We start from the raw sequence: 17,061 nt of genomic DNA, 5'->3' as shown, positions 1-17,061 counted from the left end.
GGGCTGTTTACTTAATTTTGATTCTTGATTATTTTTGTTTTATCCAAAGTATTATCGCACCAGTAGATTACATATATTTTTGGCAACAAGCTCCGGTTTATTGTGCTTAGCTTCACCATCAGGTAAGAATGGTCGAATTGAAGCCGTTTCAAGGTGAAAAAAAACAAGTCCAAAAAGAGATATTGCTGTCATGTGTGGATCGGTTTCAGGTGCAAGCCTCTTCGCTAATTCAACAACGTTTTTGAATTGCTCCCGGAATACTTCATCGGCCAATACTCTCAAGCGTTCCGGATCCCCTTCCAATAATTCACGATGGAATAAAAGCTCGAAATCATGATCGTTAATGACAAGTTCAGTAAAACGCAATATAAATCGGTGTAACTGCTCTCCAATAGTTCCTTCAGGTTTCAGTATCTCTTCGAGTTCCATCGCCTTATCTTTAAATGATTCTTCAATGCTGCGTAAGTAGAGCGCTTTTTTATCAGGGAAATGATGGTAAATAGTCGCAATACTCACACCAACGGCAGAGGCTACCTGTCTGATTGAAACGCCACTAAAGCCATGTTTGGCGAACAGTGGAATAGATACACGGAAAATTGCACCCAGTGCTTCTTGCGTTGTTGAGAATTTTGCCTTGGCCATTTGTTAACCCTATAGAACAGTCGATATACGCGGATAGTACACTTTTTTTAAAGAGGAGGGAATCCATGATTGCGGTATATAACTATCATGATAATCGTGCCATCAAGGGTTTATGTTAATGGCACGATTTGGTGGACTTGAAGTTACGATTTACATAGCAGCTTTAAGAATTTTCTTTACGATATCTAGAGTTAAGTCGCCTCGTTCAGATAGTGCTGTCATTCCCAACCTGTCAAGGTTACCAACAATCTGTTCGATACCATTCTCATCGATATCGTATTCCGACAACTTAGTATTGATATCAAATGAGCGGAAAAAATGTTCCGTTTTATCAATCACCAAATCAATTTTCTCATCGTCGGTGCCAGTCTCAATGCCCCATACACGTTCAGCATACTGAAGTAACTTTTCACGTTTTTGCTCTTTTCTCTCACGAAGCAAAGAAGGAAGTATGATGGCCAGCGTCCGCCCATGAGCAATACCAAATAATGAGGTTAACTCATGACCGATGATATGAGTGGACCAGTCGTGGGGAACACCTACACCAATGATCCCATTTTGAGCATTCGTTGCTGACCAGATAAAATTCATACGAGCTTCAACATTGCTGTTGTCGTTGTATGTAACTGGCCCAACCTCAATAAGGGTCTTCATTATGCCTTCCGCAATGCGGTCCTGTACCATAGCGTTGACAGGATATGTCAGGTATTGCTCAATAACGTGGATGTAGGCATCAACCACACCATTCGCCACCTGAGATTTGGGTAACGTCAACGTCAACTCCGGGTCTAAGAACGAAAACGCAGGGAACACCTGAGGGCACATAAATGCCATTTTTTGTCCGTTTAAAGTAACAACACCCGCCATATTCATTTCTGAGCCTGTTGCAGGCAGCGTGACAACACAACCCAGCGGCAGCGCTTCATCTATAGAAAACGGGGTAAAGCCATGAGAAAGCAATGCGGAGTATTCCCTTTCTGTATGCGTTGCTGCCATGGCAATAAATTTGGTGGCATCCATTACTGAACCGCCACCGACAGCAAGCAATAAGTCTACTTGGTTTGTTTTGGCAATCTCAACAGCTTCGATGAGTGATTCGTACTTGGGATTAGCTTGAATATTCCCAAACTCGATAACCCGTCTATTTTTTAGAGCAGCTTTTACCTTATCGACGGTATCAAACATCTTGGCGTATTCACTATCAAAAGTGACTAATACCGTTGCGTTTTCTGGTACCAATTTATCGAGTTCAGCGAGACGGTCCCTACCAAAGACGATATGGGTGGGATTGTAGAAATCGAAATTTAACATGATAATTCTCTATATATTAAAGTGTTATTGAATCTTCTTTAGAATTTTTCTAAGCGAGTAAGAAAAACTTTCTGGGCTATCTTCTGGCGTGAAATGGTCGGCATCTTGTAGCAAAAGAACATCGGCTTGTGGGTAATGAGTGCGCCATCTTTCAATGATATCCGGTGTTCCGACCGCTTTATCTTTCATTCCAAATATGAGTTGGACAGGTTTATCTGACAGTGTGTGTAACCTCGATTCCATGCGTTCTAGCCAGTCACCTGCATCGACAATTTGTTTCGGGAAGACGGCGGTGCCTGTGCGTGATTCCGGTGTGGGAAATGCGTGAGCGTAGGCATCCGTAATGGCTTTATTGCTAGCAGACTCTTTGTTTATGTACTTCGGCATAAATCCTGCGGCAAAAAAGTTTTGGTCAAAGAGCTTTTTTTGCATTTCGGGTTTTCGCATCATGTTTGAAAACTCAACGAGGTTACCTTCTGAGCGCCATGCCCAAGTATTACTAATAACCACACCATGGATGCTATCAGGATGATTCGTCGCGACATTTAGACCAATAGGCCCTCCCCAGTCCTGGACAACCATTATAAATTTATCCAATTTGAGGTGGTCGAAAATTAAGGACTCTACCCATTCAGAGTGCTCTTGCGGAGTATACCCGTATCCAGGTGGTGTATCGGAAAAGCCAAAACCAGGTAAGTCGAAAGCAATCACTCGCGCGTCTTTCGACATATCTTTGATGATATTTCTGTTTAAGAAAGACCAGTCCGGGTTACCGTGTGTCAACACGATTGGAATGCCTTCGCCTTCGTCAACGTAGTGCATTGAGATGCCATCACGACTATACCAGTGACTCTTAAACGGATATTCGTCCTTATCGACAACAAAAGGCCGGTATTTAGTATTTGTCGTGTCCGCGTTTGCTAATACCGGGTCGGGATTTATGTCATAAATGACGACCTCTGTATTTTCTGCCATAGCGGTACTAGTGACTAACAAAAGAGTTGCGATGGATGAATTAATTTTTTTAAACAAAACTAATACCAATGTTTGCGCTTATATAAAGCTAAAAATTATTGTGGGAAGGTGTACCGGAAGAACGGTTAATCGTTTCTGTCAACCAGAGCTCTTACTTCGGTGACATCGAAGGAAACCGCAGACGCGACACCAGCGGCTGCGACTTCTCCTGCTTTAGCAACTAATGCCCCGCGAACTGCGTCATAAAATGCGCCTTCTTTTTGCACCTCTCTCACGGTTAAGTAAAGTCGGCAACCTGGTGTGTTAAAAGAAACCGGGGATTCTGCAATACACAAGAAAACGGCATAAGGATTTTCCTCAAGGTTTTTCAAGGTGTGGTTGTTTTCTATCGCCATAGTGAGTACACCATCACTGGTCAATTGAGGACTACCAAAATATGCCATGTTGGGTATTCCTTGTTTACTTGCCGTCGCAATCGTACCAATACGGCCTGGCATATTGACCATGTCAATAATCTCTTTGCTTATCTTTGTCATATATTTACCTATTAGTGAAAATGTTATGTGTTTTCTAGCCCGCTAGAGGCATACCAATTAAAGTTCCGTGCAGAGAAAATATCATTGCAACGGTAAGAACCACACCGAGCACGACCACAATGATGTCGTTAACAACGGATGGTTTTAATCCCGGAACCTCTCTGCTTTCCCTTCTATTCATTGAGATAAAGTCAAAAACCGACCACATCAAAAATGAGACAAACAGAATGACATCTGCGAGCATCCCGTTTACCAGCAGGTGACTGATAGCCCAAAGTTTTACGGCCAGAAGCTGAGGATGTTTGGTTGTCGTTGAAATTCGGCCAGGGAAATAAGGAGCAACAAGCAAAATCATCGCTGGAAGCATCATCAAGTAGGTGACGTGTCTCAGCCAGTAAGGGGTGACATACACGAACACTGGCTCCAACCTAAGTTGGGCATACCCTATTCCGATAAGAACTATCCCGGCCACGGAAGTAAATGCATAGAAAGCTTTCCAGCCAAGCAAACTTTTTGCAGCCAGCCTATCCCTTAAGCTCTCAGAAAATATGGAAACCGAGTGGATACCCAGAAACAAAAACAGCCCCAAAAGTAAGTTCACCATAGTAATTTCCTCAATCAAATGATGTTGTTGCATCAACTTTGTTGTTACATGAACGTGAAACCGTTGGTAACCAGTGAAGAGGGAAACTTCACAAACCAGCGAATTTCGGTTTCAATTAAAATTTGTTCAATGTATCATCTATAGAACGTTCGTTATACACACGAGCAAAAACTATGTCAAACACCCTGTGAATAAAAAAGGACCCTACAGCCATGCAACTTCCTGGACCCATTGTCAGCACTGACTGGCTTGAGAAACACATTAACGATGAGTCGCTTCGTATTTACGATGTCAGTATTTTTCTAACTCCCAATGACCCTGAACCGGGCTATACGTTTACCAGTGGTTACGCCAAATGGTCGATAGAACATATTCCTGGCGCGAATTTCCTCGACTTATTATCCGAGTTCAGTGACGCTAAGGCAGCGATGCCTTACACAATGCTTCCTCTAGAATTGTTAGCAGATAAAGCAGGCCAGGCCGGAATCACAAATGATAGTGCCGTTGTTCTATACTCCGCTGATAGTCCAATGTTTGCTGCCCGTATGTGGTGGATGTTACGTTCTATAGGGTTGGATAATGTTGCGATACTAGATGGTGGTTGGAATAAGTGGAAAAAGGAAAATAGGGCAACATCTGACCGAGCCAAAGCCTATCCTCCTTCTCAACTAAACTTAGGCCCTCGCTCCACTATGTGGGTTAATAAGGATGACGTGATTAGGGCAATGGAAGATGACTCTATATGTATTCTTAATGCATTAGAGTCAGAAGTCCATAACGGAGAAGTAAACCGTTATGGAAGGGCTGGGCACATCCCGGGTAGTCAGAATGTTTCTTATGATTCGCTTATTGATAACGAGACGGGCGAGTTTCTGCCTGCCCAGCAGTTACAAGAGCGATTTAGTAAGCTAGATGTTTTAGATAAGCCTCAAGTTCTTATTTACTGTGGAGCGGGTGTTGTAGCTGCGATGAATGCTCTCGCGTTAACGCTTTTAGGGCACTCAGACGTTCGTATTTACGATGGTTCCATGATTGAATGGGCCAGTGACTCGACATTACCGTTGATATGTAGTGTCAATTGCTAACCATTTAAAGTATCAAATAGTGCGTACTACAAACCATACAAATTTTGCATTAAGTCAATCCACTGCCAGTACTCTTAAGTAGCAAGTTTGGCCAAAAGCTTTCGCAGTTGGTATCTGAAAAAGAGGTACCATTCGTCAATTCGGGGGATGAAAATTAACCGAAGGGTAGGTAGTGTCCAGCAAGCCAAAGTCGCTTTATCTTATACCTTGAAGTGAGTTTCATCATTATGCAAATATGGCTCTGGGATAAAAATGTTAATAGATGGAAGAAAATGGGAGTTTTCGAGCACCATGATTAGCTGGTCGACATGAGAATATGTATTGCAAACTCGGTGACACGATCTGCCACTGAATAATTGCGTTAAATTGCAATGGGACATATTTGAGTCAGTAAGAAGTTGACCAATTAGGAAGTTCACAGTTTCGTGTCAGCCTGAAGGGGGGTCAGCTGACACGTCACCGATTTACTCTTTTAGAAGAGCTTTTTATCGCTTCCGTGCGTTTTCTACTTTCCTATTCTACACGTCATGTAGTTGCCTGATGAATAAGTGAGCATCATCACATATTCACACTTTATAATTAGTTTACAGGACTAACAACTAATTAGTAGAAATATGCCTTTTGATGATTAACAAAACATTACTGAGTTAATATTCTACAACACTTTGGGGCATAACTGAGTTAGTAGCAAACACCATTCCCTATTCGCCTAATCAGATTAATAGTCGTTTCAAAATCGGCTGTCGTAGAAACAATAACAACTGGTCGCCGCTTCAAGGTTCCAACTGTCATGTGTGTTGCGTTTGAGAACCCCTTTGGGTCAGTCCTAACCTATTAGTGACTTCTCACGAACATCGACAGTGAAGTCCAGATAGATCGCTTCAAAGCAACTAGTATCTGAATTCTCAATACTAGGGATAAACAGCAATCATATGATCCAACAAGTTTTGGCTTGCAAGGCTCTAGTTTAATCTCTGATGTCATACCCCTCCCCTAAGATAAATGCTGTCTATATCTTAACTTTAGATATAAAACGAATAAGCTCACACCAATAAACCTTACTTATTCTTGAAAGCCCTGTTTGAAAATTCCCCTCTTCCTTCCCTACTTAAAGCGACTCGTTTCCTTACTCTTGATTCCAAAGCCCATTGTTGCCGCGTCATAATTCTTTTTCCTAAAACCAAGAGGTAAATATGAGGATTTCAAGATGTCGTTCTGAACGGAAAAACCCAAATGCCCGTAATTTTGGTTTAGGTAGTCGAAACATCCTTAAAGCAGCAAAAAACGCCCTTCGTGAAAAACAAGGGAGCCAAGTCATTGGCATAGCGACCATCCATATACAACTATCTCGCTTCGGCCATTTTGCAGACTGGCTCAAATCCCATTATACAATCAATGACATGAGAAAGATCCAAAGATCTCATCTCATGGCATATGCAGAACACTTACGCCAAAGAGTTGAGGATCCACTTGATAGGATGGACTCTTACACAACTGCAGCAAACAACTTGTCCGCGATAAATACCGTCTTAACACAAGCTCGTGGTGATCAATCAGTTCGATTCACCGCGAGTCAAGCTAAGTACCCAGAAAGAGATGACATATTACGTGATAGTAAAACAATCACTTATGAAAACCATGTAAAGGCACGCGCCATGGTAGAGCCTCGGCTAGCAGCACAAATGGGATTAATGCGTGAGTTCGGAGCCAGGTTTGAGGGGAGCTGCAAACTCAATGTGAAAGAGGCTTATTCATTAGCAATACGGTATGGTTACATCCGTATTGATTGCGAAAAGAACCATACACCACGAATAGTCACTGTCCGGCATGCTAACCAAATTAAAGCACTAGAGGATGCCTTGCCATTTCAAGGAAACCATCACTCACTGATCCCTGCCGATAAAAGCTATGCTGAGTATTCTTCACATTGTTATCGGCAACTATCCAAAATCGACGGGTATTTAGCTCATAGTGAAAGACGCTATTTTGCTCAAACTTTGTATTCAGAAGCTATCAAAAGCTTAACTCACATAAAGGGAGTTCAGTGCCCAGTTGTTGCAAATGTTCAACATGGCAAAGCACACCACATTTACCTGGCAGAAAAACTAAATGTCTCTCTAAAGGAGGCAAAAGCTATAGATAAGGCAGCAAGGGAAATTGTCACCAAGGAGCTTGGCCACAAGCGAATTTCAATCACCAACTCGTATATTGGGTGACAAAATGCATAAAATTGAATATCAGATTCGTCAACTCAGTGGCGGTTTAATGAAAACCGGTAACCATCCTGCTCGAAAACGTGTCAGAAACCGAATGATTACCATTATGGTAGATATAGCACGGCACGAGCACATAACCGATATTCGGCAACTAGGGCGAGCACATATCCATAGATACTGGAATCGTACAACCCACCTTAGCCCTGCGACATTGCGCGACCATTATTATGTCATTGAAAAAATCTGGCAGAACTTGTTAGGCAGAACTTCATTCCCGCCAAAACCCAAAGCTGAGTCAAAATAAACTAGCCACTAAATATACAGTTTTTCCCCGGCATACCTTCATTGTTTGGAGTAAATGGCATGGTAAAACAGGTTAAATATTCAATTTGGAGGACTCGCAATGATTTCGACATACCTAAAAATTCAGCATTTACTCTATATGATGAATGCTCCAGCGGACTGCTCACCTGAAGAGATGATGCTCAATGAGGACATCATCGCAGATGTCTTAATTCGGGCTAACAGCATGGGCATACCTATCGACAACGATACAGTTCTGATAATCATGAACTATATGGGCATGGATAATTTCAATCAAATGGCCTACGAGAATGGTATTTTGCTTCGTGACTTCAATGTCAGCATGTCTTTTGACTAAGTTTTGACCAGAATTAGAGGCCTTTTGAACGGCCTCTAATCTTTTCAGGTATTCTGTGATGTCTTCTTCCGTAAGCACTGCGTACCACGATCACTCCGATACAGACATGAAAGCCTGAGCCCCTCTCCCGCAACTTAAAATTTCAAAACATAAGCTATTGTTAATTAACAATAAAACATAAAAAATGAATTTTTTTTATTTTTTTCTTAACGGACGGCCTTGGGTTTCCGTGATTAATAGATAGTAAGAGGTGATGACCTCCCAGCATTGGGGATTCAACTTGGTAGAGTGTTGATGTGGTTAAGGGAGCAATACAATCGTTATGATTAAAAAATGAAGCCAAATCAAAATGGATTCAAGCCATTGAAAATATTGATTAAATTTTCAGGATAAATATCACAGGAGCAAAAAATGAATGTGTTAGGCACAGAAGCAGTAAAGCCTTTGTTTATTACTCGTGCAGATCTTGGCAAGCTATTAGGCATGAAGCCCACAACTCTTGATGCCTTTATTGCCAGAACCACAAGTTTTCCAGAGAAGAAAGCAAGGGGAAGATACTCAAGAAAAGAGTTTGAAGAGTGGTGTAAAAATGAAGGGCTCGTCTGAGCCCTTATAAGGTGTGATTACATTCAGGAAACAACACGTAAATATCCATGCTCTTGTATTTGCTGTAGAAAACTTTCTATTTGCATATGAATATAGTCACACCACTTTTCGTAACAATCTCGTTGTTTATCAAGATAGAAATAATCTATATAGTGCTCTTGAACACCTTTGTGAACCTTATGACCTATCATTGTTTCACTAACCTTTTCAGGAAACTCTAGCGCTTCCCATGCGTTCCTTGCCGTTCTACGCATATCGTGATTACGAGTTTCTGTGTAGCCCATTTCAGTCATCATTTGAGCTAACACTAATGATGGACGATAAGGTGTTTTTGGGTTCAGAGGCTTATCTTTAACGATATAATACCGAGGAAACATATACTTAAACTCTGGTTCTATATCTATTTGTTGTTTGAGTATTTCTTCAGCCATTACAGGAATTGGGCGTACAATTTTTTCTCCTGTTTTCCTCCCCATTTTATGGTTTTCAGCAGGCACCGTCCAAATCATCTCTTCAAAATCAAAATGAGATTTTTCAGATAGCCTCAATTCCCCAACCCGAGAACCAAAAATCATTGTAAGTTTGAGCAAGTTTTTCATTGTTTCATGATACGGAAGAGTATCAATACATACCCACAAGGCACCAATTTCAACATCTGTTAGCTTACGTTTCACTGGTTTGCTCATCTCACCAACATCACTGCCTTTGAGGTGATTAAGATGGTTCTGCTTTAAAAAACCATGCCTAACACCATAATTGAGTATGCTCTTAAATCGATAAAGCAATCTTGTTGCATGTTTTGCTCCCGCTTTCTCTTTTTCAAGTTTGAACAAATGAACATAATCCGCTAGTTCAATATCATCAGCAGGATAATCTCCAATATGAGGAATGATTGAGCGACGAAGGAGACTTTCAATTGCAGGCCACTGTTTGTTGGACTCCATTAAGTAGTTTTCTATGTAGTATTCAATCAGAGCAGAGATCGTTTTAGGGGAGTTAACACCAAGTTTGATATGATTGCCTCTTGGATCAATCCCTTTAGCCACAAGTGCTTTGTGTTCGTCTCGTTTTTCTCGTGCCTCTTTTATTTTCATTGCAGGATACTCCCCCAACTTTACCCTAACGGGCAAACCATTGAAGTTATACCTAAGCACCCATGTGACCTTCCCTTTGGGGCTGATGCGCAATGATAGCCCTTCACCATAAGCAATTTGCGGTGCTCCACTGTAAGGCTTCCCAACTATATTTCTTAACAGTGCATCCGTTATCTTCATCAAACACTCCCTAACCAACAGTAATTTTGGTACACATTTGGTACACTTTACTACTTAATACTGCTTTAGATAGGTTATTACATCTTGGTATTTATTGCCACTTCACAAATAGCAAAATCACCATAACGCACTATTTTTGAAAGAAAAAGATAACTAAATACGTTACTAAATAGTACTTATTGATAGTTCTGCCGAAAATCCGCCATATTCTGCGATTTGAATGGGGCGACTTTAATATTCTTTCTGGCTAACACCCTACACAGACCTGCAGCCAAAACGCTTTTGCCAGCGTCGGAAGTTGTTCCTTGAACCATCAAGGCTTTCGTTGTTGATTGCATTTGTTCTCGCTTAATACTGCTGTTCGGTCGGCCACTGAATTTGAGGCCAGTGCATACCACTATCATCTGTCGCTACCGTGACACGGTAACGCGCTGCATAAGGTAAGTCGATACGATGGAGATAACTGGTTGATTCAGGCATCTCCAACAGAATTCTCATCAGTTGTTTCATGACTCCGGCATGAGTCACCAATAAGATGTTTTGCCCTAAAAAGTTATCTAGGAGATGTTTCCATGCCTGCTCAATACGCAAATCAAAATCTTTAAGCGCCTCACCACCGTGAGGAGTCGATAACCAAGGGTTTTGCCAATACTGCTCTAATGATGCACCATGTTGCTGCCATAGGCTATCATGACTCTGTCCATCCCATTCACCAAAATCCATTTCTTTCCAATGCGCAAAGTGATGGCAAGGCAATGCAAACTTCTGCGCAAACATATATGCGAAATCACTGCACCGTAGCAATGGAGAGGTGATGATCTGCTCAATATCATTCAACCCTTTTACGGCAGTGTGCATTTGTACAAGGCCGGATTCAGTAATGGGAAAATCAGTATGTCCGCGCAAGCAGCCATGACCTTCAGGTAAACCATGCCTCAAAATATCAATTCGGGTTTTCACGCACTGTGTCATTTACGCCCCCTTTAAGTGTTGCGGTATCCCTGCTGTTACAAATGTTACCCTCTCAACCTGTTTTGCTAGCGCTTGGTGTAACCAACCGCTCTCATCAACAAAACGCCTCGACATCTTACCCATGGGCACAATACCCTGCCCAACTTCGTTGCTTACAAGAATGATATCCCCAGGTGCCTGTTCCAACGCCGCGAGAAAATCAACTTTTTGCTGTTGCCAATCAATGGCGTAGTCTTGGTTGAATAGGCAATTAGTTAGCCATAGCGTGAGGCAATCCACCAGCAAACAATTTTCTTTGGTAGAGTAATCGGCAATTACCTTAGCAAGAGCGATGGGCTCTTCGACTACATGCCAGTTGTTTGGGCGGTCTTGTCGATGCCGCTCTATCCTCTCAGCCATTTCATCGTCACCAGCCGTTGCTGTCGCAATGTAGACAACCTCTTTACCACCCGCTAGGGCTAACGACTCAGCATAACTACTTTTACCTGAACGCGCCCCGCCCAAAACCAGTTCAGTTGTCATTGGTTCACCTTTGATTGTACCAGCAAAAGATTCATGGCGATTATTCCTTCTGTTTCCATAGTCAAATTACCGCCAAATACCGTCCATTCCCTTTATTATCGCAATGAAAGTACTGCTTTTTTTCGATAAAATTAGATTCATTATTATATCGCTCAACACCGTATACAATACTATGTTTCATGTTAATGACCTATGGCCAGACGGCCTTGTTTGGCTACTTCTTGCCAGTACATTACTGTCACTGTTTTTCATACCAAGAATTTGGCCAGTTTTACTTGGTACTACCGGATTGGTTGCCTTATTTCTGGATCGTATCTCGCCTACTGCCCTAGTTTTCACCTTGCTTGGGCTAGTTATTGCCAAAATTAGCCAAGGCCAAAAAGGGCTGTACAAAATACTCTGCCATATATTGGTGGTCATCTGGGGCTTTTGCCTCGCCCTGCACCTGATTCCAGGTTTCGACAACTTATTGGTACTTGAGAAAACCCTTACCGGTTCAGATAGCATTCCATTCACCATGTATTTGAATTTGGATAAACCCCTTATTGCTTTTGGGCTACTACTACTTGCACCGACAATGCTGTGGCAAAAGACCGATACAAATCGCCATCAACTAACCATCATCTGTGGGTTATTTCTCACCTTACCGTTCATTGCCTGGGGAGTTGGCATTGTTCAGCCTGAGTTCTCTTTACCAAACTGGATGTGGGTATTTGTCATCAACAACCTTGTTTTCACATGCGTCGCCGAAGAGTTTTTATTTCGCGGTTATATCCAACGGGGTTTATGCCAACGCTTTTCGCCAGCCGTAGGCATTGCAGTTGCCAGCGTCCTTTTTGGCATGGCACATTTCGCGGGAGGCGCATTGTTCATTTTGGTCGCTACACTTGCTGGCCTACTATACGGCCTCACGTATTTCTGGACCGGAAAACTGGCTTTTGCCGTTTTAATCCATTTTGCCTTCAACTTGGTTCATCTTGTGTTCTTCACCTACCCAATGACTCATTAAATCAAAAAATGCTTATATGAACCATTTCTGAATAGCTGCCTCATCATTAATTCAGAACCGGTGTTGTTTAATAGAACCATCAACACAAGGAGACCGAATTATGATTAAGAAAACTGTTATTGCCATCGCGACTGCTGCAATCATTCTACCAACAGCTGCACTTGCAGGAGACCACGACAAAAATGAAAGTGCATTGAATTACTCAGGCCCGGTAGAAACGGTAACTGTTGCTGAACTCCTACAAGACACCAGCATGTTCACCGAGAAAGAGGCTATTGTAGAAGGCCAACTTATAAAGCAAATCAATGCTGATACGTTTATCTTTAGTGACGGAACTAAAGAGATACAAGTCGAAATTGATGACGATATTACAATGCCAGCAGCAATCAATGCATCTACAAGACTACGCCTGTATGGTGAGTATGAAGGTGGTAATACCCCCGAGATAGAAGTTGACCGAGTGCAACTGCTTTAATATCTAGCACGGCCCTATTGCGCTTCATAATTATTCGGCATAACCACAATGTTATGCCGATTTTCTGCTATTTGTCGTACAAGACTTCAGCATTCTAACGAGCAATATGAGATCTTAATCACAATAACGAACCTTCAATATTTATCATAAACTTCACTATCAATAAGTTAAATTCACCCTGAGCTTCAAGTTTACAAAGCGTCACACATCGGAGCTAAGTCTTAGGGGGTGCCGTGTTATACTGCCCGCAGAAAACCCAAATGAGTCGATACATGTCAGATACTTTGTTGTTTCATAAAACTTACCTTCACCCAACCAGCAAGGATTGGGTTGTATTTGTTCATGGCGCAGGTGGCAGCTCTTCCATCTGGTTCAAGCAAATTAAGGCCTATAAGCAACACTTCAACCTGCTTCTGCTTGATCTGCGAGGACACGGGCGCTCTAACAACATGTTTCAGGACATGATTAAAAACCCTTACACGTTCAAATCTGTCACCACAGATATCGTGCAGGTGTTAAATCACCTTAAAATCCACTCAGCCCATTTTGTGGGTATTTCCCTTGGAACCATTATCATCCGTAACCTTGCAGAGCTCGCACCAGAAAGAGTAAAAACTATGGTGCTTGGGGGTGCAGTAACCCGTTTGAATACCCGCTCTCAAGTACTGGTAACGGCAGGCAATATGTGTAAGCACTTCATTCCTTACATGTGGCTTTATAAGCTATTTGCCTATATCGTTATGCCGCAAAAGACCCAGAAAGAGTCTCGGCTGATGTTTGTCAACGATGCGAAGAAGTTGTGTCAGAATGAGTTTAAACGCTGGTTCAAGCTTGCTGCAGATGTGAACCCGGTAATGAAGTACTTCAAGGAGCAGGAACTGCCAATCCCGACCCTTTACTTAATGGGTGGTAATGATTACATGTTCATCAAACCGGTTAAAGAAATGGTCAACAAACATGAGCATAGTTACCTTACTGAATTCGAAGACTGCGGCCATGTATGTAATGTCGAACGTCCTGATGAGTTCAACCACCACTCTATAGAGTTTATTCAACGCCATACACTCGCCGCTTAACGTTAAATTACCTTACGGTAGTCAAACATATAAAAAATGGCCAGTCATCGACTGGCCATTTTTAGTTGGATAGCATATATCAGGCAGAAACCGATACCAAGGCTTTGGCCAAGTAGCCAAGGTGCTGCTCTTGCAAGCCAGCAATATTGATACGTCCATCCCCTACTGCGTAAATCGCGTAGTCATCACGCAGGCGAGCGATCTGTTCAGGCGATAGCCCGGTCACAGAGAACATGCCTTTATGCTGCTGGATAAAATCAAAATGGTTGGAACCCAACGCCTGAACTTCGCCCACTAAGCCAGCTCGCAGCGAGAGAAGGCGCTGCTGCATTTCATTAAGCTCTTGCTTCCAAGTTTGGGTCAGTGACTTATCGTTCAAAATTGTCGATACGAGTGCTGCACCATGATCTGGCGGCATTGTATAAGTAGAGCGGGCAAGATTCAGAATACGTCCCTTCGCCTTCTGTGCTTCTTGCAGGGTATCCCCAATCAAAATAGCAGCCCCAGTTCGTTCACGGTATAAGCCGAAATTCTTTGAGCAAGACGTCGCGATAACCATCTCTCCGATGTTATCCGCCATATGCTGCAAGCCGGCAGCGTCTTGCTCTAAACCGTCACCAAAGCCTTGATAAGCGATATCAACAAACGGCATAAAACCGTTCTTGTTCGCTAATTCAGTAATTGCTTGCCAGTCAGCAAAAGAAATATCTGCCCCAGTTGGGTTGTGACAGCAGCCATGTAGCAATACCACATCTTTGGGGCCAGCTTTTGCCAACTCCGCCAACATAGCTTCACTATTCACTTGCTTAGTCGCTGTATCAAAGTACGGGTAATAGCGAACTTTTAAACCCGCCGCTTCCATCACTGGCTTGTGGTTGACATAACTTGGGTTGGAAATCCAAACCGTCGTCTCAGGCTCGGCAAGATGGATAAGATCAGCCAACATCCTCAAGGCTCCACTAGCGCCTGGCGTTTGCACTGCTGCTGCGCGCGGTTTAGCCGATGTGCCCGTCAACAACAGATCCATCATGGACTGGTTGAATTGCTCGTTTCCCGCAAGGCCAACGTAAGCCTTAGTCTTTTGACTAGCTTGTACTTGCTGCTGCGCTAATTGTACCGCCTGCATAATCGGGGTTTCACCCTGGCTGTTGCGGTAAACGCCAATTCCTAGATCTACTTTTTCTTCTCGGGGATCTTCACGATAAGCAATGGAAAGTGAAAGAATAGGATCAAGTTGCGCTTCGGCAAGTTGCTTAAACATGATTAAAATTCCGTTTAGTTGTCGTTCATACCTTCAAGCTACCACTTCATTTGAGTTCCGTCATCATGAATTTGCAACAATTTCATTTTCTTTAAAATTCAATAATGTGAAGCTTGGCAGTACGTATTATTGATCTAGGTTAAACCTTGTTAGGGTTCTATTGCAGACTGCGTGCAAACGCCTAAATTTAAGGTAGGAAAACCTCGTTTTGTATACTTAATCATGCTTGATATAGATGCTGCATGAAAATGCAAATTTTGGTACATGATGGAGGCCAAGATGAAAAATAGAGTCGATGTACGCACCCTACTCAATGTGTATGAGAAAATTAAAAGTCAGGGTCACACCATTGAATTTGGTACCCAGCTAGAAGATATCAAATGTACAGAATCACCTGATGGTTACTCAGTCAGCCTAGCAGATGATAAAGTCACCTTGGATATCAACTTTCATAACACCTACCACTTCCATACCATGAATGAAGATCCAGAGTCAGTCATCAACCAAACTACGACTGAGTTCCACAACAATAACGAAGTGCAGATTCAGGAGTTTATCCATAAATTGGAAGAGATTGATAAGAATTACTAATCCATTTCAACCTTTCTTCATAACGCGCAATTTCCATCCTACTGAAATTGCGCAGCTTTTTTATGCTACCAACTCTAGTTCTGACAAAGCTCTGACAATCCCATGACAGATGACTAACATCCGCTTCCTATTATAGTTGTGTTGATTCCAACAATGTTCATTAAATGAACAGCATTATTCAGAGTTCATTCATGTAAGCAGCGGTATGCTTTACGGGAATTTATGGTTTCAACAGCGTCTAATTGGCAAGCTATCTTGATGGGAATGATGTCATGCAACTACAACAGTTAAAGAACAATCAAGTAGATACAGTGCTTCTTGCTTTGGATGAGTGCTACCGTCGACTAGAAAAAGCAGAGATCTCAGCAAAAGAACTGACACAAGCAGGTTTTACCTTGATGTTTAAATCGGCTTACGAATCTCTAGCGCGTCAGAAACACTAATTTGTCTACAGAATGAATTAAAAAAGCTCAAGTTTTTCAACTTGAGCTTTAGTACGTCTATCGAACCACTGGTTTAGAAGTCCCAATCACGGTTCTGCAGCACTATTCGATAACCATCGAGATCTTCAAACGTCTTACCGACCTGTTCCCAGTATGGGTTACTTGACTCTACGACCGAGAACCCAGCATCTATCATCTTTCTACAAGCCCTTTCCCAAGCTTGGCTGCAATCTACATAGAAGACCAACAGATGTTCTTGACTAGGTGCACCTCCAACCTCAGAACCGATTTTGTGCACAAACTCGATATGATATGGGTGATGCTTATGTCCCAAAACGACACCATCAAAACCATCATAATCCTCAAATTGTTTAAGTAAATCAAAACCAAGTGCCTCTCGGTACATGGCTGAAATTTGGGATACATTATCTGTAGGCCTGACCACTCTTAATGTCGAATCTTGCGGTATCATATTGAAATTAAACTCCATTTATTTTGTTACCTGAGTAGTGTATTCCTCAGACAAATCTTATTCAACATAGTTAATAGCAACTTCGTACATTCCTTGATACCTGTCACAGAGTAAAGCTACCTCTTTTGCACAATTAATGCTCTACGCTTCATTTCTAGTGTGAAGTTATCAAATATATACAAAATAATTTGATAAACATCTCAACGTCAATGATTCAGGTTTTAACTTGGTATTACTGATTGGCTTTTCTTAATCAGTATTTTCATGCCGTTTAGGTAATAAAAAAGTGGCACCAAGGCCACTTTTTAGGTTGATGTTATCTGTCGACTT

The 17,061-nt window shown here is 42.1% G+C and carries 19 protein-coding genes and 1 pseudogene; 9 read left to right on the top strand and 11 right to left on the bottom strand.

The annotated features are described in order from the left end of the window. Positions 1-51: 51 nt before the first annotated feature. The 5 genes from C9J01_RS01810 to C9J01_RS01790 form a co-directional block, all read right to left on the bottom strand. Positions 52-642, bottom strand: coding sequence for a TetR/AcrR family transcriptional regulator (locus C9J01_RS01810; protein WP_107296395.1), 591 nt, complete (start codon positions 640-642; stop codon positions 52-54). A 150-nt stretch (positions 643-792) separates the two neighbouring features. After that, positions 793-1,953: an iron-containing alcohol dehydrogenase gene (locus C9J01_RS01805; protein ID WP_107296394.1), complete on the bottom strand. Its 1,161-nt coding sequence runs from the start codon at positions 1,951-1,953 to the stop codon at positions 793-795. 24 nt (positions 1,954-1,977) lie between these two features. Beyond that, positions 1,978-2,985, bottom strand: a complete 1,008-nt coding sequence (locus C9J01_RS01800) for an alpha/beta fold hydrolase (RefSeq protein WP_237156838.1) — start codon at positions 2,983-2,985, stop codon at positions 1,978-1,980. Positions 2,986-3,053: 68 nt separating this feature from the next. Continuing rightward, entirely contained in the window at positions 3,054-3,464 is a 411-nt protein-coding gene (locus tag C9J01_RS01795) for a pyridoxamine 5'-phosphate oxidase family protein (RefSeq protein WP_107296392.1), read from the bottom strand. 34 nt (positions 3,465-3,498) lie between these two features. Continuing rightward, a complete protein-coding gene (locus tag C9J01_RS01790) occupies positions 3,499-4,068 on the bottom strand; it encodes an NnrU family protein (RefSeq protein WP_107296391.1) in 570 nt (189 codons plus the stop codon). Positions 4,069-4,280: 212 nt separating this feature from the next. Here C9J01_RS01790 and C9J01_RS01785 point away from each other — a divergent pair, with 212 nt between their 5' ends. From C9J01_RS01785 to C9J01_RS01770, 4 genes are all read left to right on the top strand, one after another. Next, positions 4,281-5,153, top strand: a complete 873-nt coding sequence (locus C9J01_RS01785) for a sulfurtransferase (RefSeq protein WP_107296390.1) — start codon at positions 4,281-4,283, stop codon at positions 5,151-5,153. 1,193 nt (positions 5,154-6,346) lie between these two features. Next, positions 6,347-7,369, top strand: coding sequence for an integrase domain-containing protein (locus tag C9J01_RS01780; RefSeq protein ID WP_107296389.1), 1,023 nt, complete (start codon positions 6,347-6,349; stop codon positions 7,367-7,369). Between the two features lie 403 nt (positions 7,370-7,772). Further along, positions 7,773-8,030 (top strand): hypothetical protein, encoded by a 258-nt coding sequence (locus C9J01_RS01775; protein WP_107296388.1) that lies wholly within the window; start codon positions 7,773-7,775, stop codon positions 8,028-8,030. Positions 8,031-8,441: 411 nt separating this feature from the next. Next, a complete protein-coding gene (locus tag C9J01_RS01770; protein WP_107296387.1) occupies positions 8,442-8,636 on the top strand; it encodes a hypothetical protein in 195 nt (64 codons plus the stop codon). 23 nt (positions 8,637-8,659) lie between these two features. Here C9J01_RS01770 and C9J01_RS01765 read toward each other — a convergent pair whose 3' ends face one another. The 4 genes and pseudogenes from C9J01_RS01765 to cobU all read right to left on the bottom strand — a co-directional run bounded on the left by C9J01_RS01765 (position 8,660) and on the right by cobU (position 11,404). After that, positions 8,660-9,910: a tyrosine-type recombinase/integrase gene (locus C9J01_RS01765; protein WP_107296386.1), complete on the bottom strand. Its 1,251-nt coding sequence runs from the start codon at positions 9,908-9,910 to the stop codon at positions 8,660-8,662. Positions 9,911-10,110: 200 nt separating this feature from the next. After that, positions 10,111-10,248: pseudogene (locus tag C9J01_RS01760) on the bottom strand (nucleotide-binding protein); the annotation flags it as partial. Positions 10,249-10,258: 10 nt separating this feature from the next. Continuing rightward, positions 10,259-10,882: a histidine phosphatase family protein gene (locus tag C9J01_RS01755; RefSeq protein ID WP_107296385.1), complete on the bottom strand. Its 624-nt coding sequence runs from the start codon at positions 10,880-10,882 to the stop codon at positions 10,259-10,261. Then, complete coding sequence (gene cobU, locus C9J01_RS01750) at positions 10,883-11,404, bottom strand: bifunctional adenosylcobinamide kinase/adenosylcobinamide-phosphate guanylyltransferase (RefSeq protein WP_107296384.1); 522 nt, start codon at positions 11,402-11,404, stop codon at positions 10,883-10,885. It abuts the gene before it with no gap. A gap of 172 nt (positions 11,405-11,576) precedes the next feature. Here cobU and C9J01_RS01745 point away from each other — a divergent pair, with 172 nt between their 5' ends. The 3 genes from C9J01_RS01745 to C9J01_RS01735 all read left to right on the top strand — a co-directional run bounded on the left by C9J01_RS01745 (position 11,577) and on the right by C9J01_RS01735 (position 13,964). Next, positions 11,577-12,413, top strand: coding sequence for a CPBP family intramembrane glutamic endopeptidase (locus tag C9J01_RS01745; protein ID WP_107296383.1), 837 nt, complete (start codon positions 11,577-11,579; stop codon positions 12,411-12,413). Positions 12,414-12,516: 103 nt separating this feature from the next. Next, positions 12,517-12,888, top strand: coding sequence for a YgiW/YdeI family stress tolerance OB fold protein (locus tag C9J01_RS01740; RefSeq protein WP_107297384.1), 372 nt, complete (start codon positions 12,517-12,519; stop codon positions 12,886-12,888). A 272-nt stretch (positions 12,889-13,160) separates the two neighbouring features. Further along, on the top strand, positions 13,161-13,964 hold the full coding sequence (locus C9J01_RS01735) for an alpha/beta fold hydrolase (protein WP_107296382.1): 804 nt from the start codon (positions 13,161-13,163) through the stop codon (positions 13,962-13,964). Between the two features lie 79 nt (positions 13,965-14,043). On the opposite strand, the gene C9J01_RS01730 is transcribed toward C9J01_RS01735, so the two are convergent. Then, the gene (locus C9J01_RS01730) at positions 14,044-15,225 is read right to left on the bottom strand and encodes an amino acid aminotransferase (RefSeq protein ID WP_107296381.1); all 1,182 of its coding nucleotides are present in this window, start codon (positions 15,223-15,225) and stop codon (positions 14,044-14,046) included. Between the two features lie 279 nt (positions 15,226-15,504). Here C9J01_RS01730 and C9J01_RS01725 point away from each other — a divergent pair, with 279 nt between their 5' ends. Together C9J01_RS01725 and C9J01_RS29740 are read left to right on the top strand one after the other, a co-directional pair. Further along, positions 15,505-15,816: a DUF3081 family protein gene (locus C9J01_RS01725; protein WP_107296380.1), complete on the top strand. Its 312-nt coding sequence runs from the start codon at positions 15,505-15,507 to the stop codon at positions 15,814-15,816. A 272-nt stretch (positions 15,817-16,088) separates the two neighbouring features. Further along, complete coding sequence (locus C9J01_RS29740) at positions 16,089-16,259, top strand: hypothetical protein (RefSeq protein ID WP_170114871.1); 171 nt, start codon at positions 16,089-16,091, stop codon at positions 16,257-16,259. Positions 16,260-16,332: 73 nt separating this feature from the next. On the opposite strand, the gene C9J01_RS01720 is transcribed toward C9J01_RS29740, so the two are convergent. Further along, entirely contained in the window at positions 16,333-16,749 is a 417-nt protein-coding gene (locus C9J01_RS01720; protein WP_237156837.1) for a VOC family protein, read from the bottom strand. Positions 16,750-17,061: the final 312 nt, after the last annotated feature.

Origin of the sequence: Photobacterium rosenbergii, assembly GCF_003026455.1 — a bacterium.
GTDB lineage: Bacteria > Pseudomonadota > Gammaproteobacteria > Enterobacterales > Vibrionaceae > Photobacterium > Photobacterium rosenbergii.
The sequence above is the reverse complement of the archived record's forward strand: the minus strand, read 5'-3'. Positions and strand labels throughout refer to the sequence as shown.